Source organism: Pseudomonas graminis (genome assembly GCF_001705435.1).
Taxonomy (GTDB): Bacteria; Pseudomonadota; Gammaproteobacteria; order Pseudomonadales; family Pseudomonadaceae; genus Aquipseudomonas; species Aquipseudomonas graminis_B.
In genome coordinates this window covers 80,529-102,542 of sequence record NZ_MDEN01000061.1, presented here as the reverse complement: position 1 = coordinate 102,542, position 22,014 = coordinate 80,529, and the positions used below count along the sequence as shown (strand labels likewise).

The 22,014-nt window shown below is 62.5% G+C and carries 24 protein-coding genes; 11 read left to right on the top strand and 13 right to left on the bottom strand.

Annotated features, from left to right (window positions below; all coding sequences use genetic code 11):
* Positions 1 to 50 precede the first annotated feature (50 nt).
* The 5 genes from BBI10_RS11170 to BBI10_RS11150 all read right to left on the bottom strand — a co-directional run bounded on the left by BBI10_RS11170 (position 51) and on the right by BBI10_RS11150 (position 4,369).
* On the bottom strand, positions 51 to 521 hold the full coding sequence (locus BBI10_RS11170; protein ID WP_065988562.1) for a helix-turn-helix domain-containing protein: 471 nt from the start codon (positions 519 to 521) through the stop codon (positions 51 to 53).
* Positions 522 to 842: 321 nt separating this feature from the next.
* A complete protein-coding gene (locus BBI10_RS11165) occupies positions 843 to 1,466 on the bottom strand; it encodes a PqiC family protein (RefSeq protein WP_065988561.1) in 624 nt (207 codons plus the stop codon).
* The gene (locus tag BBI10_RS11160) at positions 1,463 to 3,139 is read right to left on the bottom strand and encodes an intermembrane transport protein PqiB (RefSeq protein ID WP_065988560.1); all 1,677 of its coding nucleotides are present in this window, start codon (positions 3,137 to 3,139) and stop codon (positions 1,463 to 1,465) included. The genes BBI10_RS11165 and BBI10_RS11160 overlap by 4 nt, the downstream gene beginning before the upstream one ends.
* The gene (locus BBI10_RS11155) at positions 3,129 to 3,746 is read right to left on the bottom strand and encodes a paraquat-inducible protein A (RefSeq protein WP_065988559.1); all 618 of its coding nucleotides are present in this window, start codon (positions 3,744 to 3,746) and stop codon (positions 3,129 to 3,131) included. Before BBI10_RS11155 ends, BBI10_RS11160 begins: the two co-directional genes overlap by 11 nt.
* The gene (locus BBI10_RS11150; RefSeq protein ID WP_065988752.1) at positions 3,743 to 4,369 is read right to left on the bottom strand and encodes a paraquat-inducible protein A; all 627 of its coding nucleotides are present in this window, start codon (positions 4,367 to 4,369) and stop codon (positions 3,743 to 3,745) included. Before BBI10_RS11150 ends, BBI10_RS11155 begins: the two co-directional genes overlap by 4 nt.
* A gap of 404 nt (positions 4,370 to 4,773) precedes the next feature.
* On the opposite strand from BBI10_RS11150, the gene BBI10_RS11145 reads away from it, so the two are divergent.
* Positions 4,774 to 5,127, top strand: a complete 354-nt coding sequence (locus BBI10_RS11145) for an SPOR domain-containing protein (RefSeq protein ID WP_065988558.1) — start codon at positions 4,774 to 4,776, stop codon at positions 5,125 to 5,127.
* Positions 5,128 to 5,200: 73 nt separating this feature from the next.
* Here BBI10_RS11145 and BBI10_RS11140 read toward each other — a convergent pair whose 3' ends face one another.
* Positions 5,201 to 5,521, bottom strand: a complete 321-nt coding sequence (locus BBI10_RS11140) for a DUF883 family protein (RefSeq protein ID WP_065988557.1) — start codon at positions 5,519 to 5,521, stop codon at positions 5,201 to 5,203.
* A 201-nt stretch (positions 5,522 to 5,722) separates the two neighbouring features.
* Here BBI10_RS11140 and BBI10_RS11135 point away from each other — a divergent pair, with 201 nt between their 5' ends.
* Positions 5,723 to 5,980, top strand: coding sequence for a hypothetical protein (locus tag BBI10_RS11135; protein WP_065988751.1), 258 nt, complete (start codon positions 5,723 to 5,725; stop codon positions 5,978 to 5,980).
* 156 nt (positions 5,981 to 6,136) lie between these two features.
* Here BBI10_RS11135 and BBI10_RS11130 read toward each other — a convergent pair whose 3' ends face one another.
* The gene (locus tag BBI10_RS11130) at positions 6,137 to 6,619 is read right to left on the bottom strand and encodes an LEA type 2 family protein (RefSeq protein WP_065988556.1); all 483 of its coding nucleotides are present in this window, start codon (positions 6,617 to 6,619) and stop codon (positions 6,137 to 6,139) included.
* 42 nt (positions 6,620 to 6,661) lie between these two features.
* On the bottom strand, positions 6,662 to 8,143 hold the full coding sequence (locus BBI10_RS11125; protein WP_065988750.1) for a nucleobase:cation symporter-2 family protein: 1,482 nt from the start codon (positions 8,141 to 8,143) through the stop codon (positions 6,662 to 6,664).
* A 216-nt stretch (positions 8,144 to 8,359) separates the two neighbouring features.
* Here BBI10_RS11125 and BBI10_RS11120 point away from each other — a divergent pair, with 216 nt between their 5' ends.
* The 3 genes from BBI10_RS11120 (at position 8,360) to BBI10_RS11110 (ending at position 11,286) form a co-directional block, all read left to right on the top strand.
* Positions 8,360 to 8,659: an ArsR/SmtB family transcription factor gene (locus BBI10_RS11120; RefSeq protein ID WP_065988555.1), complete on the top strand. Its 300-nt coding sequence runs from the start codon at positions 8,360 to 8,362 to the stop codon at positions 8,657 to 8,659.
* A 470-nt stretch (positions 8,660 to 9,129) separates the two neighbouring features.
* Positions 9,130 to 10,599 (top strand): MFS transporter, encoded by a 1,470-nt coding sequence (locus BBI10_RS11115; protein ID WP_065988554.1) that lies wholly within the window; start codon positions 9,130 to 9,132, stop codon positions 10,597 to 10,599.
* Between the two features lie 99 nt (positions 10,600 to 10,698).
* Complete coding sequence (locus BBI10_RS11110) at positions 10,699 to 11,286, top strand: LysE family translocator (RefSeq protein WP_065988553.1); 588 nt, start codon at positions 10,699 to 10,701, stop codon at positions 11,284 to 11,286.
* Between the two features lie 28 nt (positions 11,287 to 11,314).
* On the opposite strand, the gene BBI10_RS11105 is transcribed toward BBI10_RS11110, so the two are convergent.
* The 5 genes from BBI10_RS11105 to BBI10_RS11085 form a co-directional block, all read right to left on the bottom strand.
* The gene (locus tag BBI10_RS11105) at positions 11,315 to 12,148 is read right to left on the bottom strand and encodes an AraC family transcriptional regulator (protein ID WP_065988552.1); all 834 of its coding nucleotides are present in this window, start codon (positions 12,146 to 12,148) and stop codon (positions 11,315 to 11,317) included.
* 6 nt (positions 12,149 to 12,154) lie between these two features.
* Positions 12,155 to 13,792 (bottom strand): phosphoethanolamine transferase, encoded by a 1,638-nt coding sequence (locus BBI10_RS11100; RefSeq protein ID WP_065988749.1) that lies wholly within the window; start codon positions 13,790 to 13,792, stop codon positions 12,155 to 12,157.
* A gap of 232 nt (positions 13,793 to 14,024) precedes the next feature.
* A complete protein-coding gene (locus BBI10_RS11095) occupies positions 14,025 to 14,765 on the bottom strand; it encodes a substrate-binding periplasmic protein (RefSeq protein WP_065988551.1) in 741 nt (246 codons plus the stop codon).
* A gap of 15 nt (positions 14,766 to 14,780) precedes the next feature.
* A complete protein-coding gene (locus BBI10_RS11090) occupies positions 14,781 to 16,139 on the bottom strand; it encodes a GGDEF domain-containing protein (RefSeq protein WP_083233084.1) in 1,359 nt (452 codons plus the stop codon).
* A gap of 2 nt (positions 16,140 to 16,141) precedes the next feature.
* Positions 16,142 to 16,939, bottom strand: coding sequence for a substrate-binding periplasmic protein (locus BBI10_RS11085; protein ID WP_065988550.1), 798 nt, complete (start codon positions 16,937 to 16,939; stop codon positions 16,142 to 16,144).
* A 747-nt stretch (positions 16,940 to 17,686) separates the two neighbouring features.
* Here BBI10_RS11085 and cydP point away from each other — a divergent pair.
* The 6 genes from cydP (at position 17,687) to BBI10_RS11055 (ending at position 21,988) form a co-directional block, all read left to right on the top strand.
* Complete coding sequence (cydP, locus tag BBI10_RS11080) at positions 17,687 to 17,884, top strand: cytochrome oxidase putative small subunit CydP (protein WP_065988549.1); 198 nt, start codon at positions 17,687 to 17,689, stop codon at positions 17,882 to 17,884.
* Positions 17,881 to 19,473, top strand: coding sequence for a cytochrome ubiquinol oxidase subunit I (locus BBI10_RS11075; RefSeq protein ID WP_065988548.1), 1,593 nt, complete (start codon positions 17,881 to 17,883; stop codon positions 19,471 to 19,473). The genes cydP and BBI10_RS11075 overlap by 4 nt, the downstream gene beginning before the upstream one ends.
* 10 nt (positions 19,474 to 19,483) lie before the next feature.
* A complete protein-coding gene (cydB, locus tag BBI10_RS11070; RefSeq protein ID WP_065988547.1) occupies positions 19,484 to 20,626 on the top strand; it encodes a cytochrome d ubiquinol oxidase subunit II in 1,143 nt (380 codons plus the stop codon).
* 25 nt (positions 20,627 to 20,651) lie between these two features.
* Complete coding sequence (cydX, locus tag BBI10_RS11065) at positions 20,652 to 20,768, top strand: cytochrome bd-I oxidase subunit CydX (protein WP_065988546.1); 117 nt, start codon at positions 20,652 to 20,654, stop codon at positions 20,766 to 20,768.
* Positions 20,758 to 21,060 (top strand): cyd operon YbgE family protein, encoded by a 303-nt coding sequence (locus BBI10_RS11060; RefSeq protein ID WP_065988545.1) that lies wholly within the window; start codon positions 20,758 to 20,760, stop codon positions 21,058 to 21,060. Before cydX ends, BBI10_RS11060 begins: the two co-directional genes overlap by 11 nt.
* A 304-nt stretch (positions 21,061 to 21,364) precedes the next feature.
* The gene (locus BBI10_RS11055; protein WP_065988544.1) at positions 21,365 to 21,988 is read left to right on the top strand and encodes a glutathione S-transferase family protein; all 624 of its coding nucleotides are present in this window, start codon (positions 21,365 to 21,367) and stop codon (positions 21,986 to 21,988) included.
* Positions 21,989 to 22,014 lie beyond the last annotated feature (26 nt).

Here is a 22,014-nt window from a genome sequence, read left to right as displayed (position 1 = left end):
GTGTAGGGAGAGGCCCTCCCCACACAGCGCAAGCCTGCTACGAAGCCGCCTTACACCAGCTTCGAGGTCTCGAAGATCAACTTCATCGTCGCCTGGGCCAGCGACTGCGCTTCAACCCGTATCGTCTCCAGCTGCACTTTGGCCTCGTTAAACCGGGCGTCGTGGTTGCGCACCTCAATGAGTTGCGTCAGTTGCAGCGAGGCGTCGATGAGGCCATAGAGGTTACGGTGCAGCTGGTGGGTGACTTTGGTCAGATGCGGATAGACGTCCGGCTTCCCCTCAGGATCAATCACAGCCGCCCTATTCATGACGTCCGCAGAAGATCGGTTGCCGCTCAGGACGTAGTTGAGGTCGACACCGGCTTGCGCAATGCGAAGCAGATAATCGGCCTTGGGCGATCGAGTGCCGTTCTCGTAATTGCCCTGAGCGTTCGTCTCGACGCCACCGATCGCTCCCAATGCGCTCTGTGACAGCTTCAGTCTGGTGCGTTCCTGCCTGAGTCGCAGGCCTATGCCGTTCATGTGATCAACTCCATTTGACGATCCCTGACGTTAAGCAGCTGATTGCGAATTCATGAATCGACTCGGCGCGAGAATGAGCAGATCAACGCAAACGGGTGCGGCTGATGAGGTTTAACCAACTCATACCGGGCCAGACAATACAACCATCTGGTTGGAATGTGGATCCAAACATACCGGTTTGTAGGATTATTCTCAAACAGTTGTACGATAACTGCCCGAATGAAGTGCTTTTATGTGGACTGTTCGGCGTTCTGAGCGGGGGTGCGAGGGAGCGAAGGGCGGTAAACAGCCGGGGCCTCTGCAGCCCCGGCGTCGATGCTCTCAGGAAGGGCAGCGGGCGTCGGGTTGACGCGCCCATTGCGTGGCGGTGCGGGCGATGGTGTCGGCCAGCGTTGACACGGCTTTCTGGTGCGCGATGACCAGATTTTCCATGCCGATGCTCGCCGGTTGCCTGATGACGCTGCTGCAGGTGAGGGTTTGCCGCCGGGTACCGGGCTCGGCCCCGATGCCTCGCAGGCTCAGGTTCCAGACGACATCGATCAGCGCATATTGATCCAGCACCGATTCAAAGCGACGTACGTCGGTTCGGACCGACAGCACCGGTTGATCACGTTGTTTGGGCAAGCCCGCCAAGTCCCGTGAGCCGAAGCGGCGCTCCAGTTGCCCGGTCAGCGCGTCATGGAACTCATCGCCCAATGGGGCGCCCCAGCGCTCATTCTCCAGAATCGCCAGGCTGCCGTTGCCCTGCCGGATGACCAGCGGCGGCTGATCGACCTGAACCGCCATGAGCACCGCCTGCATTTCAAACTGGAACGGCGTCTGACCCACACTTGCAGGCGTCGGAGTGGCCGGCGCGATCAGCGTGTAATAGTGGGTCGGCGTGGAGGAGCAGGCCGTCACACCCAGCACACAGGTCAGGGCGAGGAACGAGTTACGCAAGGTCATTGAGCAGGCTCCGGAGCAATTTCACGGGAAGAGGATGATCCTTTGTACGAGCCGGGCGCCGCATCGCCGGTACGACCGCGAATCAGCGATTCAGGGTGACGGCTGAGGAAATCGGTCAACACACGGACCGAGCGCGCCGTGCGCTGGACTTCGTCCATGGCCTGACCCAGTTGCTGACGGGCAGGCGAGTCGTCCGACAACGCTTCGTTGGCCGTGCCCAGTGTTTTCTGCGCTTGCTGCAACGCGCCGCGCATTTGCGGCAACACATCGCTGTTGACCTGCTTCATGGTTTTCTGAAGTTCGATCAGGCTGCCGTTGAGGTTCTTCGCCAGGTCGTCGAGGGGGATCTTGCCCAGTTTGTCGACGAACGCCTGCAACTGCTCCTGCAGTTTGTCGAAACTGCCGGGCACCGTCGGGATCTCCAGCGGCCGCGCCTTGGCGTTGTAGGAAATCTTCGCCGCCTTGGGATCGAAATCCATCGCGACGTACAGCTGGCCGGTCAACAGGTTGCCGGTACGCACTTGCGCCCGCAGCCCGCGTTCGACGAACTTCCCGAGAATCCTTGAGGTCTGCTCTTCGTCATCGCCAGCGCCTGCCTGCTCTTTGAGCTTGTCATTGGCCGCACCGAGGCGCTGGGGATAAATGACTGCACCCACGATGCCGGGGAATGTGCCCGTGGCAGCGTCATAGTCGAGGTCCACCGACACCACACGGCCGATATTGACGCCGAGGAAATCCACCGGCGCATTGACCACCAGGCCGCGCAGCGACTGGTTGAAGCGCATGCGGATGTATTTGGGTTCGCCATCGGGCGGCGCCAGTGCCGTGGTCTGATCTTCGAACAGTTTGAATTCGGCGTTGCCGTCGGCTGGCTTGGCATCGGGGCTGTATTTGGGTTCGCGGAAGGCGATACCGCCGGAGAGGATCGACGCCATGGACTGGGTCGATACTTTAAGGCCCGAGGCGCCGAGGGTCACGTCCACGCCGCTGGCGTTCCAGAAGCGCGAGTCGGTGAGCACGAATTGATCATTGGGCGCGCCGACGAAGATTTCGACGTCGACGCCCTTGCCGTCCTTCGCCAGTTCGTAGGCCACGACCTGGCCCACCTGGATGCGGCGGAAGTACACCGGCGAGCCGATGTCCAGCGAGCCGAGGTCGTCGGTGTGCAGAATGAAGCGTTTGCCTTTCTCACCGAAGGTCACGGCGGGCGGGGTTTCCAGACCGGTGAAGTCTTTTTTGGTTTCTTCCGAGCTGCCCGCGTCGGCGCCGATGAAAGCCCCCGACAACAGCGTGTCGACACCGGTGACGCCGTGGGCACCGATGCGCGGACGCACCACCCAGTACTGCGTATCGGCGCGGGTGAATGGCGCGGCCGACTGGTTGAGGTCGATGCTCGCCAGCACGTGGGTGCGGTCATCGCTGAGTTCGATGTCGGTGACGATGCCGATGACTACGTTCTTGTACTTGACCTGGGTCTTCTTGGCTTCCAGGCCCTCTGCCGTGAGAAAGCTCACCACCACTTTGGGGCCGACGTTGAGGAAGTCATGAACCACCATCGACAGGCCGATCAGGGCCGCGACGATCGGCACCAGCCAGACCAGCGAAACGCGCATCTTGCGCGCTTTGACTTGCGGTCGAGTCGGCGGGGAGGGGGGTAGGGTGTTATCGGACATCTTCAACCTCTGCGTCCCAGATTAGCCGGGGATCGAACGTCATGGCGGCAAGCATGGTCATCACCACCACCAAACCAAAAAACAGAATGCCAAGGCGCGGCTCGATGGTGCTGAGCCCGCGAAACTGAACCAGGGCTGCCACCAGCGCGACCACCAGCACATCAAGCATGGACCAGTAGCCGATCAACTCAATGAAACGAAACAGCCGCGAACGTTCGCGCATCGCCCAGGTGCTGCGGCGCTGGCAGGTCACCAGCATCAGCCCCAGTACCAGAAACTTGATACAGGGCACGACCACGCTGGCGATGAAAATCAGAATGGCGATGTCCCACGAGCCGCTTTCGGCGAACTCGATCACCCCGCTCATGATGGTGTTCTCGCTGCTGCTGCCCAGCATCGTCGTGTACATCACCGGCAACAGATTGGCCGGGATATAGAAGATCAGACCGGCGATCAGAAAGGCCCAGGTGCGCGTCAGGCTGTTGGGCTTGCGCCGATGCACGGGCGAGTTGCAGCGCGGGCATTCATGGGCCTCTTCCGCACAGACGTAACTGCACACGTGGCACAGGGTGATCTTGTACTCCCGAGCGTAGGGGATGCCGTTCATTCAGGTTGGACTCCCAGTTCATCCCACAGGCGGCGGATGTCCTTGCCGGCGATCAGCAGGATCAGCACCATCAGCATCGCCATGGCCCACAGGCCGACGCCTGCGTGCACATCGAGCATGCCCGCCAGTTTGACGATGGCCACCAGAATCCCCAGCAGGCATACCTCCAGCATGCTCCAGGGCCGCAGGTGTTCGAGGGTGCGCATGCACATTTTGAAGCCGGGGGCGATTTCGCCGCGATGGGCATGGGCCAGCACCCAGAACAACAAGGCGATCTGCAGTGCCGGGGCAAGAATGATGGCCAGCCCGGCGACCAGCGCGATCAGCGTGATCTGCCCCTGTGCCAGCGCCTGAACCGAACCCCACAGCGTCACCTCGTTGTGCAGGCCCTGCATGCTGATGGTGATGACCGGGAATACGTTGGCGAATATGAACAGAATGCAGGCCGCAATGCTCAGGGCAAGCAGTTGTTCGAGGGTCAGCCGGTGGCTGCGACGCAGGATCGCGGCGCAGCGCAGGCAATAGGCTGCCTCGCCCTTGTTCAGGGGCATGGACTCATAGACCGAGTCGCAGTGCTCGCAAATGATCCACTGATCACCGTGGCTATGGGGCTCGGCGATCATTGGCGCGGTCGGCTGCTGGGGTGCATGAGCCTGGCGGTGAGAAATGTCAGTCATCGGCGTGGGCGTCGCGGAATTCATGGGCGTGTTCGCGATAGATCGGCTGTTGTCGATTGCGCGCCTGTGGGGCTGGCGGGCAGCAGTACCCGGTCGGTGAGGCGCAGGCTGGCATTATCGGAAATGAACGTCATCAAGGTGCGCCTGCGAAAAGACTTGAGAGATTGACCACAGTGCCATCATCGCGTTCGGTTATTTGTAGGCCCGGCAGCAATCTTCCGGGGGCTCGGTCACCGGTGAGGGTTGAAGACCCGTTCAGGGCGGTCGCCGAGCAGTGTACCGGCTGGACGTTAAACTCGCACTCGCCTGCGGTGGTAGACTCCCGCCACTTCAAACGAGGAGCGACAGACGTGCGCAAGATGGCAATGATGGTGGCGGTGTTGATGCTGGCGGGTTGTGATGGCGGCAAGCCCGCAACGCCCGCCCAGGTTCCGAGCACTGATTCGACCGCGGAAGCGCCGACGCCGGCTTCGCCGCAATGGACCATTCGTGTCCATTTGAAAGAAGCGCTGAGTGACATGACCTATTGGCTGGTCGAGCACCATTACCCGTCTTATGTGGTGAAGGTCGATGGCAGGGAAGTGGTGATGATCGGGCCGTTCGAGTCTCAGGCAGACGCCGAGAAGGCCAAGACAGAGATCGATGCCGCGATGGTCAAAGGCCACCGCCTGTCACAGCTGGAAGTGATCTCGCCTCGATCTTGAGGATGTAAAGCCGGTGGCATCAGGCGATGCCACCGGCCAGAGCGAATCTGGCTACAGAATCAGAGGTCGCTAATCAACGACGGCCCAGCAGCAGACCCACCACCAGACCGAAGCCTGCCGAGATCGCCACGGTCTGCCATGGGTGACCGCCGATGTAGTTTTCAGTGGCATCAACGGCTGGCTTGGCGCGTTCGCGCACGCTGCCCACCGATTCCATGGCCTGCTTGAGCTTCTGGCTCAATTGGGCGCGCACGGTGTCGGCTTCTTCGCCAACCAGCGAGGCGCTGTCCTTGAGCAGTTTGTCGGACTCTTCAATGAGGGCGGCCAGTTCGCTGAACGCTTGATCCTTGATCTGTTCGACAGCGGCGTTCTGAGCAGCAGTTTTACGAGCCATGGCAAATTTCCTTTCAGTGGTTATAGCAGTGTGCAATGGAGTTTTGAGCGCCCCAAAAGTTGCAGCCCAATTCTGCCAGCGACCAAAAAGTACAACGAATGGGGTCGGGATTCACCGTCCGCGGGTGTAAGATGCTGACGTTTTTCGAGCCGGCCACCGGCTCCGTTTATGCGTTTCGTTTTGCACATCGAGGTACATACCATGAGCTACAACCTGGCCAACAAAACCCTTCCGGAACGCGCCGCCATCGAGGACGAAAAGTCTCGCCTGTTCGATCTGTGGCAGAGCAATCTGGGCAAGGCCAAGGCTGACGCCGCCCGGCTGATGGGCGAGCGGGCCAAGCGCAAGGGCAAATGGTCGGAGTGGGTGCGCGGCGAACTCGACGCCATGTCGCCGCCGGAGTACGCCAACATGGTGCGCGCCGAGGTCAATCGTCAGGTGGCAGCGGCGCGGGGCTGAGGCATTCGATCCCGCCCATTGTAGGACCGGCTTTAGCCGGGAAGAGGCCGGTCCTGGCGACGTTACTTTTGCCTGATTTTTGCGGTGTGGTGCCTCACGCCTTCCCGGCTAAAGCCGGTCCCACTAAAAGCGTAAAGCCGGTCACGCAGTCCGCCATCACCAACTGCCGCTGGCCGGTTTCGGCAGGCTCAGCGTGCCGCTGTCCTCAAAGCGCATCGTGCCGAACAGCCCGCCAGCCAGCTTGCCGTGCAGTTCGTAGGGCAGGTTGTCGAGGCGCTGCTGATCGGCGAGGCCCACCGCCTGGCGCAAGGCGGCAAAGGCTGAAACGGTGACCGGGACCGTCAGCACGCCTTCGGAGAACCGCCCGATCGTACCTTTCTGATCGCTGACGCCAGACGCCAGCAAACGACCGTTGACGTCCAGATTCAGCGCCACGCCGTCGTACTGGATGTCGGTGTCATTGGGGTTCTGCAGGCGCAGCTTCACGGCGAAGCGAATTTCCAGATCCTGGCCGGGCAGGGGATCGATGCCCACCACGTTGATGTTCAGCGGGTCGCGGTTGGGAAACAGCGCGCAGGCACTCAGTGCCAGAACCATGGCCAGGCCGGCGAGGAGGGTGCGGATCGGGCGTAGCGGCATCGGTGACTCCCGTGGCAGGCAGCTGGGGCGCAACACGCCCCTTCAAACGTCCTGACGATTCAACTGTGCGACCTCGCGGGCCCCAAGAGGTTCTCCGGCAGGTTCTGCGCCAAGGTCTGCGCGAGAGCCGGGGGGCGGGTCCTGCAGCACCTTCAAGGTCGCGGCTTCCGGGTCGAACTCAGTCAGCTCCGGCTCCTGGTACTCCTCCGGCAGGAAGATATTGAGGATGATCGCGCAGAACGCGCCGACGGTGATGGGCGATTCGAAAATGTTGTGCAGCGCCTTCGGCAGGTCGCGCAAGACTTCCGGCACGGCAGCGACGCCCAGGCCCATGCCCAGGGAAATCGCCACGATCAGCATATTGCGCCGATGCAGGCCGGCCTCCGACAGGATCTTGATCCCCGCCACCGCGACCGTGCCGAACATGATCAGGGTCGCGCCACCCAGCACCGGCTTCGGCATCAGTTGCAGCACGGCGCCGATGATCGGAAACAGGCCCAGGAGCACCAGAATCCCGGCGATGAAAAACGCCACGTAGCGGCTTGCCACACCGGTCAGCTGAATAACCCCGTTGTTCTGCGCGAAGGTCACCATGGGCAGGCTGTTGAAGGTCGCGGCCAGCGCCGAATTCAGGCCGTCCGCCAGCAGCCCCGATTTGATTCGGCGGATGTACACCGGTCCGCTCACCGGCTGCCGGGAAATCATCGAATTGGCGGTGAGGTCTCCGGCGGCCTCCAGCGGCGACACGAGAAAGATCACCGCGATCGGGATGAACGCCAGCAGGTCGAAGGAAAACCCGTATTTGAACGGCACCGGAAGGCTCATCACCGGCACCTGAGGCATCTGCGCGAAATCCACCCGACCCATAAGCCAAGCGACCGCGAAGCCCAGGGTCAGGGCGATGATGATCGCGCTCAGGCGCAGTAACGGAATATTGAACCGGTTGAGCACCACGATGGTGATCAGCACCAGACCGGCCAGGCCCATGTTCGCCGCCGAGCCCAAATCGCTGGCGCCGAAGCCTCCGGCCATGTCGGTCATGGCCACTTTCAACAGCGACAGACCCATCAAGGTAATGATCGTGCCGGTGACCACCGGGGTGATCAGCTTGCGCAACTTGCCGATGAACTGGCTGAGGACCACCTCGACGAACGCGGCGCAAAAGCACACGCCGAAGATCGTCGAGAGAATTTCGTCGGTGCCGCCGCCGCGACTCTTGACCAGAAACCCAGCGCTTAGAATTACGCTGAGGAAGGAAAAGCTGGTGCCCTGCAGGCACAGCAGCCCCGAGCCGATCGGGCCGAAGCGTTTGGCCTGAACAAAGGTGCCCAGCCCGGAGACGAACAGCGCCATGCTGATCAGGTAGGGCACTTCGCTGTCGAGCCCGAGCACGCTGCCGACGATGAGGGTGGGGGTGATGATGCCGACGAAACTGGCCAGCACGTGCTGCAACGCCGCGAAGATCGCGGCGGTGAAATGCGGCCGGTCTTCAAGCCCGTAGATGAGGTCGGAGGGTGCAGGCATGGCGGTCGATCGCAGGGGAAAAGGGCGCGCAGGATGCCAGAAAACGCTACGCAGGTCTGCGGGCAGCGTAGAGTTGTTCGCAGGCGAATCCTCACGGCGCTGAACCATCTTTTGCCGTGAGCCTCCATAGTATTGACCGCCAGTGCCCACCGTCATTAGCCTGTCGGTTTATTCCGCAGTATCTCTGGACAAGGAGGTTTTTACTGAGGCGTCACGATGATCGAGAGCACGGCACAGCAGTTTCCGTTGAGTGAGTCGCAAATCGCATTGATAGCCCGGGCGCTGGCTGACAGCCGCCGCTTCCGGATACTGGTTCAGATTGGCAACAGCGAACAGGCGCTGCCCTGCGCCGAGGTGCTGAAGGTCAATCCGGTCAGCGCCGCTACCGTTTCCCACCACACCAAAGAGCTCGAGCGCGCCGGCCTCATCGCCACCCTGCGCGAGGGCAAATACGCCAGCTTCATGATCCAGCGAGAGGTCCTCCACGCCTACGCCCAGCAGTTGATGCAGATCTAGCGTGCGCCGCTTGGTACCGATCGAATGTCAGCGCCTGCACTGGCGCCTTCCCGGCTAAAGCAGGTCCTACGATGGCATCGCATGCATCCAGCAGGATTGGCATTGACTGTAGGACCGGCTTCCGCCGGGAAGGCGCCAGTACCGGCAGCCTCAATGTTGAATCCAGCCGGGGACAGATTCATTTACGATGAAACGCTGTAAATAAATCAGTCCCCTTTGCCCTGCTTTGCCACTCGCTCTGTCACTCTCTGCCACCGAGCCGGCCGCGATCCTGTGGGAGCGAGCTTGCTCGCGAAGGCTTGCTCTCACCCACCGAAAAAAAGTAGCTGACTGCTCCGGCCCCTTCCTGAGCAAGCTCGGTCCCACAGGTTCGGTGGCGTGCCGAAGATATCGGGCAACACCCCGCTGAACTCCCACGTCCCCCGCGAACTCTGAACCCACAGATCACTTCCGATCCACGGGGACGAGTCATGGCGATCAGCGGCGTGCAGGCAGGAGCGGCAGACGGCAAAGGGGAGGTGTTCGAAACGGATCTCCCGGCCCGGCTCGATCGTCTGCCGTGGGGGCGCTTTCACACGTTGCTGGTCTTCGCGCTGGGCATCACCTGGCTGCTCGACGGGCTGGAAGTGACGCTGGCGGGCTCGGTGTCCGGGGCGTTGAAAGACAGCCCCGTCCTGCACCTGACCAACGCTGACATCGGTCTGGCCGGCGGCGCCTACATCTGCGGCGCGGTGCTGGGGGCGTTGTTCTTTGGCTGGCTGACCGACCGTCTGGGCCGGCGCAAGCTGTTCTTCATCACCCTCGCGCTGTACATCACCGCCACCGCCGCCACGGCGTTTTCCTTCAGCCTCTGGAGTTTCCTGCTGTTCCGCTTTCTCACCGGGATGGGTATCGGCGGCGAGTACACGGCGATCAACTCGACCATCCAGGAATTCACGCCGGCACGGTTTCGCGGCTGGGTCGACCTGACCATCAACGGCACCTTCTGGATCGGCGCGGCCCTGGGCGCGGTCGGCTCCATCGTGCTTCTGGACGCCCCGTGGGTCGGCGCGGACATGGGCTGGCGCCTGTGTTTCGGCATCGGCGCGGTGCTCGGCCTGATCATTCTGCTGATGCGCCTGTGGCTGCCGGAAAGCCCGCGCTGGTTGCTGATCCATGGCCAGGGCGAGGAGGCGAGGGTGATCGTGGAAGGCATCGAAGAACGCCTGCGTCGCCAGGGCCATGACCTGTCAGCGCCAACGGGCCCGCCCTTGCGTCTGCACGCGAGGGACCACACGCCGCTGAAAGAGATTTTCCATACGCTGTTCAACACCTACCGCCGTCGCGCCCTGGTGGGCCTGACGTTGCTGACCGCCCAGGCGTTCTTTTACAACGCGATTTTCTTCACCTACGCGCTGGTGCTCACCGAGTTCTACCAAGTGCCGTCCGCCTCGATCGGCTGGTACGTGCTGCCGCTGGCGTTGGGCAATTTCTGCGGGCCCTTGCTGCTGGGCCGGCTGTTCGATGTGGTCGGTCGGCGGGTGATGATCAGCCTGACATACGCCGTGTCCGGGGTCCTGCTGACCATTAGCGGCTATCTGTTCCAGCAGGGCGTTCTGGATGTCACGCAGCAGGCCATCGCCTGGATGATCATTTTCTTCTTCGCCTCGGCAGCGGCCAGTTCGGCGTATCTCACCGTCGCCGAAACCTTTCCGCTGGAAATCCGCGCGCTGGCCATCGCGGTGTTTTACGCCTTTGGCACGGCGCTGGGCGGCATCGTCGGCCCAATGCTGTTTGGTGAGCTGATCGACACCCATGAGCGGGCCCCGGTGTTTTTCGGCTACCTGATTGGCGCCGCGCTGATGGTGCTGGCCGCCGTGGTGCAGGCGATCTGGGGCGTCGCCTCCGAGGGTAAATCCCTCGAAGAAGTGGCGCGGCCGTTGTCCCAGGCCCACGACTGACCCCGGCAGGCTGTCGGCGATTGGTCAGTTTTGTTCAATCGCCCGCTCGTGCGCCCTTCGTACACTCAACCCACAGTCAATGAGGTGGGGAGACGTGCAATGAACCTGATGATGTCCATGGCGGCGTTCGCGCTGGCGGCGTCGATATCGCCGGGCCCGGTGAATGTCGTGGCGCTCAGCTCGGGCGCGCAGTTCGGCTTGATACCCAGCTTGCGCCACGTGCTCGGCGCGACGGTGGGCTTCGTCGTGCTGCTGATGTTCACCGGGTTCGGGCTGCATGAAGTGCTGCAGCGCTACCCGATGCTGACCGACATCATTCGCTGGGCCGGAGTGGCGTTTCTGCTCTATCTGGCGTGGAAGCTGGCGATGGACGACGGCCGCCTCGACGTCACCAGACCGACCCGCGAGCCGTCGTTTTTCCATGGCGCGGCGATGCAGTGGCTGAACCCGAAAGCGTGGCTGGCGGCGGTGGCGGGAATGGGCGCGTTCGTGGCCGATGGCGAAGCGCGACTGATCGGTCTGTTTGCGCTGATCTACTTCGTCGTGTGCTACTTGTCAGTGGGCTGCTGGGCCTACGCCGGTGCCTTTCTCGGTCCGTATCTGCGCAGTCCTCGGCGCATCCGCGTGTTCAACCGCAGCATGGCAGCGCTGTTGGCAGGCTGCGCGGTGTCGCTGTTTTACGTCTGAGCCCTCCCTTGCGAGCAGCAACCGCTGATCAGGGCTTGTACTGACCCGGCGTTGCCGCCAGATGCTTTTTGAACGCCCGCTGAAAGTGCGCCTGATCAGCAAAACCGCTCTGCTGCGCGATGTCGGCGATGGGCTCGCCGCTGCGCAATTGCGCCTGGCCGTGCTGGATGCGCCGGTTGACCAGCCAGGCGTGCGGGGTCATGTGGTAATGCTGCTCGAACGCACGAATCAGGTAGGCCTCGGACAGATTCGCCACCGCGCACAGGTCCTCCAGCCGGATCGGCTGCAGATAATGCGCATCAATGTAACGCGCCGCACGTTCGACCTTGGGATTGGCCCGTTTGGGCGTCAATGTCGAGCCGCCCAGGCGCTGTTCGACCAGGGTGAAAAACCTCACAGCGGCCTCCTCTTTTGCCAGCGTGTCCAGCTGCGCATCCACCAGCCGCCGGTGCAGCTCCAGCAGCCCGTTGAACAACAGCGGGTCACGACAATGGGTGGCCGGATATCCTCGGAACACGCCGCCGTTGCTGACCCCGCAATCGCGCTGAAGCGCCCCCAGCCACTGGGCGTTGACGTACAGCATCAGGTAGGACCACGGCTGATCGTCGATGGGGTTGCAGGCATGGACCTCGCCGGGGTTCATCACCACAACGGTGCCGGTGGTGATGGTCTGGGTGGTTTTCTCGTGCAGATACGTGCTTCGCCCGGCGGTGATTGCGCCGATGGAAAACACGTCGTGGGCGTGACGGGAATAGCAGACCTTGCGGCCGTCATCAATGGAGCGCGCCTCCATGAAAGGCAGCTGAGCGTCCCGCCAGAACACCGGTTGATCAAGACGTTTCAACGGGTTCTGGCAGGTCATTTCAACTCATCCCTTGTCGCGTTTGCAGCTGTGAAAGAGGTCCAGCGCCGGCTGGTATTCCGTGGTGGTGACGCCGAGCAAGCCTAGCACCGAATGAAACAGGTAGTCATGGCTCAAGTCCGGCTGGTCTTGCTTGGCGGCCAGGCAGCTGCGATCGACGCTGGCGTCTTCCAGGGTCGAGTGGCCGAACCACATCACCATCGGCACGTGGGTCTGGGCTGACGGAGCAATGGCGTAGGGCGCGGCATGCAGGTAGATGCCGTTTTCACCGAGTGACTCACCGTGGTCCGAGACATAGATCATCGACGCATCGACCTTGTCCTGATTGCGCTTGAGCAACTCGATTGTCTGGGACAGGAAGTGGTCGGTGTAGAGAATGGTGTTGTCGTAGACGTTTTTCAGCTCGTCGGACGTGCAACTGCCCAGCTGATTGGTGTGGCAAACGGGGGTGAAGCGCTCAAGGCTTTTGGGGTAGCGGTCGTAGTATTCCGGACCGTGGCTGCCATCGGAGTGGAGGACGATGATGGCGTTGTCCTGAAGCGACTCGATGTAGTCCTGCAAACCCACCAGCAGCGATTCGTCGAGGCAATTCTGGCCATCGCAGAACGGGCTCGGCTGGTTTTTCGGAATGTCACTGTGGGGCACCCGCAGGCAGGTGCCCTTGCAATCGCTGTTGTTGTCCAGCCACAGCACCTTCAGGCCGGCGCGCTGAAGCATGTCCAGCAGACCCTCGTAGGTCTTGCCCTTCTTGTCGCTGTAATCGGTGCGCGGAAACTTCGAAAACAGGCACGGCACTGACACGGCAGTGGAGGTGCCGCACGAGGCCACGTGGGTGAAATTGAGAATGTCCTGCTGCTTCAGTTCCGGGTTGGTTTCCCGCCCGTAACCGTTGAGGGAGAAGTGGTCGGCCCGGGCCGTTTCGCCGACGACGAAGATCATCAGGCTCTTTTTCGGCCGCTGTTGCGCTTGCGGGCTGAGGGCGGCGTCGGCACCGACGGTCTGGATGTTCAGGGTCTCTTTGATGGCCACGGTCTGCTTGGTCAGCTTGCCGATGGCGTAGAGGTAGTTGGTCGGATTGATGAAGTGGGTGAGCTTGTCTTCATCGCGAAAGATCGGCGCGTAGGTTGAGTAGAAGGGCCCGACGGCGGCAGCGATCACCAGCACACAGCCAACGCACACCAGCACCTTGTTGACCAGCCCGGGCAGCACGGGGCGATAGGTCACCGGCAGCCACCAGATCAGTGCAATCGGCAGCACGGCCAGCAGGCCCAGGTAGAAAAGCAGCGTGCAGCTCAACAGGGCCTCGGCCTCGCCAGGATTGGTTTCGAGCACGTTCTGCATCATCGTCGTGTCGATGCTGATGCCGTAGGTGTTCATGAAATAGGCGGCGGCGGCCGAGCACAGCGCGACCAGGCTGAGCACCGGTTTGAGCGTCGGGCGGAAGGAGAAGGGCGTCAGCAGCAGGGTGATCGCGGCCCACAGCAGGAAGGCAAACGAGGCATAGAACGCGATGGCTTTGACGCCGTGCAGCTGCGCCAGATCAACCAGTGCGCGCCAGGTCGCCAGGTTGTAAAACGCTACGAGACATAGGGAAAACAGCATCACCAGACGGGTGGACGTGACCGGTTTGACCATCGAATTCATTTCCGTATAAGGGGCCGCGCAGTGCCGGGTGTGCGGGTTCACCAGGCCGCTCCATCCGGGGTGCCGAGGCGTCCGCAGCGCGAGTCGATGGCTGCTGGAAGGGGGAGGCGGGGACAGATCGCGCGGAGTTTTCCAAAACGATTGTGAAGGCTTTGTGAAATGTCCGAGGCAGCGGCTTTCGGGGCCTGAATACCGGTTGCCCAAGCGGTAATGCGCTTGCGGTGGACTGCAACTACTGTCCCGCGATCACCTTGTCGACCGTGCCTTCCTGCTTGAGCCGGGCAAATGCAGCGGCGATTCGCTGGACCGTTTCGTCCGGCGTGCTGGCGCTGAGGGCCACGTACAGACCTTTGGACAGTTCGTCGAGTGTGTAGACGCTTTCAAGGTCCTCGAACGCGATCTGCAGATCGGCACACTGCTCCCGCGCTTCGCGCTCGGGCATGGGAATCAGCTCGACCTGGCCGCTGATCAGTTTGCGCAGGTTGTCCAGGTTATTGGGCGAGACCACCATCCTGTTGAAACCCTTGCCCTCCAGGTACTGCTGCCGCGAATCGTCACGCACGACCCCGACGGTGTAGTGGCTGGCGTCCTCCAGGGCGTTGACGACCACATCCCGGCGCTCGCGGAGTTTGTAAAACGACGGTGTGACGTGTTCCAGCTCGCCGACCCACTTGAACAGCGCCTCACGTGCGCTGTTGCGAATCATCGGGTAGATCAGCACGTTCGCTTCGAGCCGGGCGATGTCATAGGCCCGCGCCCAGGGATAGAGCGCCATGTGGTAGTCGCTGATGCCCGCTTTGGCGAGGGTCATCTCGACCACTTCACTGGCGACCCCGACCACCTTGTCGCCCTCAAGTGCGCTGTACGAGGAGTCTTCGGTGACCACTTGCAGCGTCGTGGCGCTGGCGTTCAGACCCACGAACAGCATCAGGAAAGCGGCCAGAACGCTGCGCTGACAATGATTATTTCCCATGGCATCCCTCTCGGTTCAGATCACACAGCGGTCCCGGCCCTGGCTTTTCGCCCGGTACAGCGCCCGGTCGGCACTCTGCAGCAGTTGATCGAAGTGCTCCATGTTCGCCGGATCGAGCTCGGCCACGCCGATGCTCAGGGTCACGAAAGGCGAGACCGGTGAAGCGCTGTGCACCAGTTGTTGCCGGTGCAGCAGGGCGCGCAGGCGATCGGCCGACGCCAGCGCCTGTTGATCATCCTGGCCCGGCAGCAGCACGGCGAATTCTTCACCGCCGAGCCGCGCCACCAGTTCGCCGGAACGCGAGAACAGCGCGCTCATGGCCAGCGCCACATCGCGCAGGCATTGATCGCCCCTGGCATGGCCGTAGGTGTCGTTGTAACGCTTGAAGAAATCGATGTCGCACATCAGCACCGACAGCGGGTGGCGATGACGCAAGGCGCGATTGAATTCCAGCTCCTTGAGCTCGTCGAAATGGCGGCGGTTGGCAAGGCCCGTGAGCGGGTCGAAGCGGGTCAGGGCTTCCAGTCGCGTGTTCGCGGCCTTGAGCTGTGCGGTGCGCTGCTCGACCAGTTCGGCGAGTTGGTCGCGGCTGGCGGCCAGGGCGATTTCGTCATGGGCCTGACGCTCCAGGTGCGCGGCCAGTTTGTCTTGCAGGTCATTGACGCCCGCTTCGAGGAGGTCGAGTTCGTCACCCCCCTTGCCGCGACGGTCCAGGGTCAGATGCGTCTTCAGGTTGAGCGGCGTCAGGTGTTCGAGGTGCCGGGCAATGCGCCGCACGTGCAGGGTCACCGAGCGGTTGAACATGCCCATGATCAGCCCGGCGAGCGCCAGGGACTGGATGATCTGGGTGACCATGATGACCGCGACTTCTTTCCACAGGCGTTTCCACAGCAGGCTTTCGTCGCCTTCGATGGTCAGCTCGCCGACCACTTCGCGGGCGCCGGGGTAGGGGGCGATGGTCAACTGCCGATGCAGCGTCGGGGCGCGGATCGAGCCGGTGTGGCCGGGGTGCTGGCGCTCCAGAATTTCCGGGGCGCGGCCGGGCCGCAGGATTTTCAGCTGGACCCGGCCCACCGGCGCCGCCGTGGCCACGCTGTCGATCTGGGTCTGCAGCGCCTGATCATCCATCTCCCATACGGCCTTGGACAGCGTGCCCTGGAACACCTGATCGATCAGGGTCAGCTCGGCGTTCATGTTCGCCAGGTTGGTGTTCCAGGCGAACCAGGTGCGCACCAGCACCGTCGCCGCCGTGAACAGCACGCAAAACGCCAGCGTCGCCAGCACCAGACGCCGCGCCAGCGAACCGGTGCGCTGTGCGCTGCGCGGGGGCGGGTGTGGTGCGCCGGGTGGATCGGAAGGCGTTTCGCTCTGCATGCTCACTGCCACCTGCGCGCGATGGCGTCGTAGGTGCCATTGGCGCGAAGGGTGTCGAGGCCTTTCTGAAACAGCTGCACCGTGGCGTCGGGCGTTCCGGTGCTGAACGCCATGTTGAACCCGCCGGCTTCCTCCAGCTCTTTAATGCGCAGGGATTGCACCAGGGTCCGCGCGGGGTCATCGCCGACCTGCCGGGCCAGGTAGTAAGCGTTGAGCTCGTCGGAAATCCACAGGTCGACGTGGCCGGTCTGCAGTTTCTGGTAATTGAATTCGTAGCGGTTGCTCGATTGCAGCTGATGACCGATCTCGAATCTGCGCGCCATCAGGTACTGCTCGCCAACGTCTTCATTGACGGTTGCGGTCTGCCAGCCCCGGGCGTCGTCCAGGCTCAGCAGCGTGACGGGATGGCGGGCGGACGAATACAGAAACCAGCGCGACGCGGCAATGGTCCCGACCCACTTGAACAGCCGCTCGCGCTCGGCGGTGCGGGTGATGGAGTAGATCAGCACATTGGGGTTGTGCAGCGCCAGATCGTAAGCCCGCGCCCAGGGCATGGACTGAATGGGGGCCTGCACATTGACCTCCTTCAGCACCGCCTGAACCACCTCGGTGCTCATACCGGTGAGCACCCCGTCGCGGGTCATGTTGTAGGGCGCAAGCTCTTCGGTCACGACATGGATCTCGACCCTAGGCGCATTCGAGTTAATCGATTCAGCCCCCGACGCGCCAGACCCCACGCACAGCAACAGCGCCACACAGAGTGCGCTGCCCAGTGTGTGAATGAGCGAATGGAGTGTCATCGATAACTACCTCATGGGGTGCAAAAGCGACAGATTCCGGGCCGTGAACACACCGGCGCAACCGTCACCGACTGCCTTGCACACCGGAATATCGGCTGAATAATCCGCCACTTGAGACGGCATCCTGCCGTTCATCCTAACAGCTTGAGCGCACGAGTCCGGGTTCGCCAGCTACCGTGAATAACCTCTGCGATCTCCAGTGCCCAGACTGGCCTCTTCCCGGCTGAAGCCGGTCCCACAAAAAGCAGCGCGTGCAGTCAGTGGGACCGGCTTTAGCCGGGAAGGGACGCGGAGCGTCCCGGGATGCATGCCCACGCAGAGCGTGGGGCACGATCAGTCAGCTCTAAACGCGCTGTTGATCTTGATCTTCATACACAAAAAGCTCAGTCACCGCCAAACGCGACTTGGGTGCAGGCTGAACGCAGGTCTCGCTCCGTGGGCCGAGCCGCATGGACGCGGCGAGAGCTGCCCCCCGCCATGGATGGCGGATGGCAGCGGGCCCACGGAGCGAGACCGGAGTGAGGGAACCCTGACGAAGGAAGGGCCCAACCGAGAGCAAGCACCCTTGGTTACTTGGGGTGCTTTTCCAAGTAACTCGCCGAAGGCGAAACAATCTGCCCCCAGGCAGATGCTTTTAAATAACTGTGGCGTTCTGCCACACCGGAGTAAATGCGCTTCCTTGACCTGGATCAAAGGTGCACCAAGGCCCTGTAGGAAAAATACCCCGCACCCCGACGAGTCCTCAACATGCCCGGCCCCTTCGACTTCCTCAAACACCCCCTGGCCAAAGACATCAGTCTGATCCTCCTGATCAAACTCGTCCTGCTCATGGGCATCCGCAGCGTCTGGTTCGACGCCCCGGTCGAAGTCAAGGACGACGGCGTGCAAGCCGGCCTGCACCTGCTGAGCACCCCACCCGCACCCTCTGAGAAAAACCCAAAATGATATCGGAATCAGTCGTCGACCTCTCCCGGCTGCAGTTCGCGATGACCGCGCTGTACCACTTCCTGTTCGTCCCGCTGACCCTCGGCATGACCTTCCTGCTCGCCATCATGGAATCGGTCTACGTCATGACCGGCAAGCCGATCTACAAAGACATGACCCAGTTCTGGGGCAAACTTTTCGGCATCAACTTCGCCCTCGGCGTCACCACCGGCCTGACCATGGAATTCCAGTTCGGCACCAACTGGGCCTACTACAGCCACTACGTCGGCGACATCTTCGGCGCGCCACTGGCCATCGAAGGCATGATGGCGTTCTTCCTCGAATCGACCTTCATCGGCCTGTTCTTCTTCGGCTGGGACCGCCTGACCCGCGTCCAGCACCTGAGCGTCACCTGGCTGGTGGCGATCGGCTCCAACCTGTCGGCGCTGTGGATCCTCATCGCCAACGGCTGGATGCAGAACCCGGTCGGCGCCGAGTTCAACTTCACCACCATGCGCATGGAACTCACCAGCTTCAGCGACCTGCTGTTCAACCCCGTCGCCCAGGTCAAATTCGTCCACACCGTGGCCTCCGGCTACGTCACCGGCGCGATCTTCGTCCTGGCGATTTCCAGCTGGTATTTGCTCAAGGGCCGCGACATCGCCTTCGCCCGGCGTTCGTTCGCCATCGCCTCGGCATTCGGCCTGGCTTCGATCCTGTCGGTGATCGTGCTGGGTGACGAATCCGGCTACGAAATCGGCGACGTACAGAAGACCAAGCTGGCCGCCATCGAAGCTGAATGGGACACCGAACCGGCTCCGGCGGCGTTCACCTTGTTCGGCCTGCCCAACCAGGCCGAGCAGCGCACTGATTACGCCGTCAAGATTCCCTACGTGATGGGCATCATCGCCACCCGCTCGGTGGATAAACAGGTCACCGGCATCAAGGACCTGGTCCGCGAACACGAAGGCCGCATCCGTAACGGCATGACTGCCTACGACTTGCTCGGCCAGCTGCGCGGCGGCGACAAGAGTGAGCAGACCCTCGACGCCTTCAATGGGGTGAAGAAAGACCTCGGCTACGGCCTGTTGCTGAAGAAATACACCGACAAGGTGGTCGACGCCAACGAGCAGCAGATCAAACAGGCCGCGCTGGATTCGATCCCGCAGGTGGCGTCGATCTTCTGGACCTTCCGCGTGATGGTGCTCAGCGGGATGCTCATGCTGCTGTTGTTCGCCTGTGCCTTCTGGGCCTCGGCGCGCAAGAACGAAACCCGCAAGCGCTGGCTGCTCAAGTGGGCGGTGTTCAGCCTGCCGCTGCCGTGGATTGCCACCCAGACCGGCTGGTGGGTCGCCGAGCACGGTCGTCAGCCCTGGTCCATCGGTGAAGTGCTGCCCGTGCACCTCTCGGCCTCGACCCTGTCGGCGGCGGATGTGATCGGTTCGATTGTGGCGCTGGTCGGCTTCTACACCGTCCTGCTGATCATCGAGATGTACCTGATGATCAAGTTCGCCCGACTCGGCCCGAGCAGCCTGCACACCGGTCGCTACCACTTCGAGCAAGGCGCGCAGGGCAACGCTGCTGACGCCAGACAACCGGCCCTGGCCTGAGGAATTCCCGATGTTCGATTACGAGACACTGAAAATGATCTGGTGGGTGCTGGTCGGCGTGCTGCTGATCGGCTTCGCCCTCACCGATGGCTTCGACTTGGGCGCAGCGATGCTGATGCCCTACGTCGGGCGCAGCGACACCGAGCGGCGCGTGGTCATCAACACCATCGCCCCGCACTGGGATGGCAATCAGGTCTGGCTGATCACCGCCGGCGGCGCGCTGTTCGCGGCCTGGCCACTGGTGTACGCGGCTGCGTTCTCCGGCTTGTACTGGGCGCTGCTGCTGGTGCTGTTTGCGCTGTTCGTGCGCCCGGTGGGTTTCGACTACCGCAGCAAACTGGAAAACACCCGCTGGCGGCAGAGCTGGGACTGGGGCCTGTTCGTCGGTGGCGTGGTGCCGTCGCTGGTCTTCGGCGTGGCGTTCGGCAACCTGTTGCTGGGCGTGCCGTTCCAGTTCGACGAGACCTTGCGCTCCAGTTATCACGGCAACTTCTGGCAGCTGCTGAGCCCGTTCGGTTTGCTGGCCGGGGTGGTCAGCCTGAGCATGCTCGGCCTGCACGGCGGCAGCTGGCTGATGATGCGCACCGAAGGCGCCATTGCCCGACGCTCCCGCCGTGCGGCCCAGTGGCTGTCGCTGTTGTTTTTGCTGTCGTTCATCGGCGCCGGCGCGTGGCTGTTGCTGGGCGGCATTCAAGGCCTGGCGATCACCTCGGCGTTCGATGCGGGCGCTGCGCTCAACCCGCTGGCGAAAACCGTGACGGCCAGCAACCACGGCTGGCTGGCGAATTATCAGCAGCACCCGCTGACGGTGATCGCGCCGCTGCTGGGGATCTTTGGTGGCTTGCTGGCCTTGCTCGGCGCCAGTGCGGGGCAGGGCAGAACGGCGTTCCTCGGCAGCAGCCTGGCGATCGTCGGCGCGCTGTGCACGGCAGGCTTTGCGCTGTTCCCGTTCGTCATGCCGTCGAGCCTGGACCCGGCGTCGAGCCTGACCGTGTGGGACGCCGTGTCCAGCCATAAAACCCTGATGATCATGCTGATCGCGGCGTCCATCTTCGTGCCGTTGATCCTCTGCTACACGCTGTGGTGCTACGCCAAAATGTGGGGCAAGGTCACCACCGCGCACATCGATCGCAACCCCCACGGCCTGTACTGACCCGCGTTTAAGAGGAGAGACAATCATGTGGTATTTCGCCTGGATTCTCGGCGTGTTGCTGGCCTGCAGCTTCGGCATCATCAACGCGCTGTGGCTGGAGTCATCCGACGCCGCCGCGCTGGAGAGCGGCCGTGACCGCTGAAGCGCTGAACGCACCCTTCAGGCACGCCGTCGGCCGGACATTGTCCGTGTTGATGGCCGTGCCCCTGAGCCTGGTGCTGCTGATTCACCCCGCGTCGATGCTTGACGCCAACGGCCGTTATTCCCACGGCCTGCTGATGCTGATCATGTGGGGCGTGGCCGGAGGGTTCGTCCACGGCGTCGGTTTCGAGCCGCGGGCGTTGGCCTGGCGGGTGATGTTTCACCCGCTGCTGGCCTGGGCGCTGATGGCCGTGGGTTATGGGATGTGGCTGACGGCACGGCAGTGGCTGTGAGCCCTTTGTGAGGTAGAAGTAGCCTCGGCCGTTTCCCCCGGCCGGCTGTGCGCGATCAATGGGGCCATCGCGCTCAGCAGGCCGGGGATATTTCTGAATGGCGCCTATAGAGGGTGGTCAGCCCCGCGCGCCGGCAAAGCAACATGATGCCGTCCTCAGCATTTCACCCAGTGAAACAGTGGATTGCCGTTTCTGGTGATTCCCCAATCCAGTGGTCGGGCCCACTATCGGTTTCACCAGCGCGGCACAACCACGGCAGTACCGCCGCCCCGCGCTGAGTCGAACCTTGCTCAGGAGCCCACCCATGACCGCCATTACCCTCTATCACTTTCCGCTGTCCGGCCACTCCCATCGCGCCGAGTTGATGTTGTCGCTGCTGGGTCTTGCACCGAACATTCAGTTCGTCGACCTGGCCAAGGGCGAGCAGCGGAAGCCGGAATTCCTCGCTATCAACGCTTTCGGCCAAGTGCCGGTGATTGACGACAACGGGGGCATCGTCGCCGATTCCACGGCGATCCTGGTGTACCTGGCGAAGAAGTACGACCCCTCGGGCCGCTGGCTGCCGAATGATCCCGAGGGCGCGGCGCAGGTGCAGCGCTGGTTGTCTGCCGCCTCCGGCGCGATTTATCTGGGCCCGGCGCGGGCGCGTCTGATCACCGTGTTCGGTGCCGGTTTCGATCCCCAGGACACGATCCAGCGGGCCCACGAGACGCTCTTGGTCATCGATCAGCACCTGACCGGCCGCGATTTTCTCGCCACCGATCACGCCACCATCGCCGATGTCGCCGCCTACAGCTACATCGCCCACGCGCCGGAGGGCAACGTCTCGCTGGACGACTACGGCAACGTGCAGGCATGGCTCGCGCGCATCGAGAAGCTGCCGGGCTTCACGCCCATGCCGCGCACGGCAGCAGGCCTGGTCAAGTAACCCTCCGTGATGCCAAGGAGTTCGCG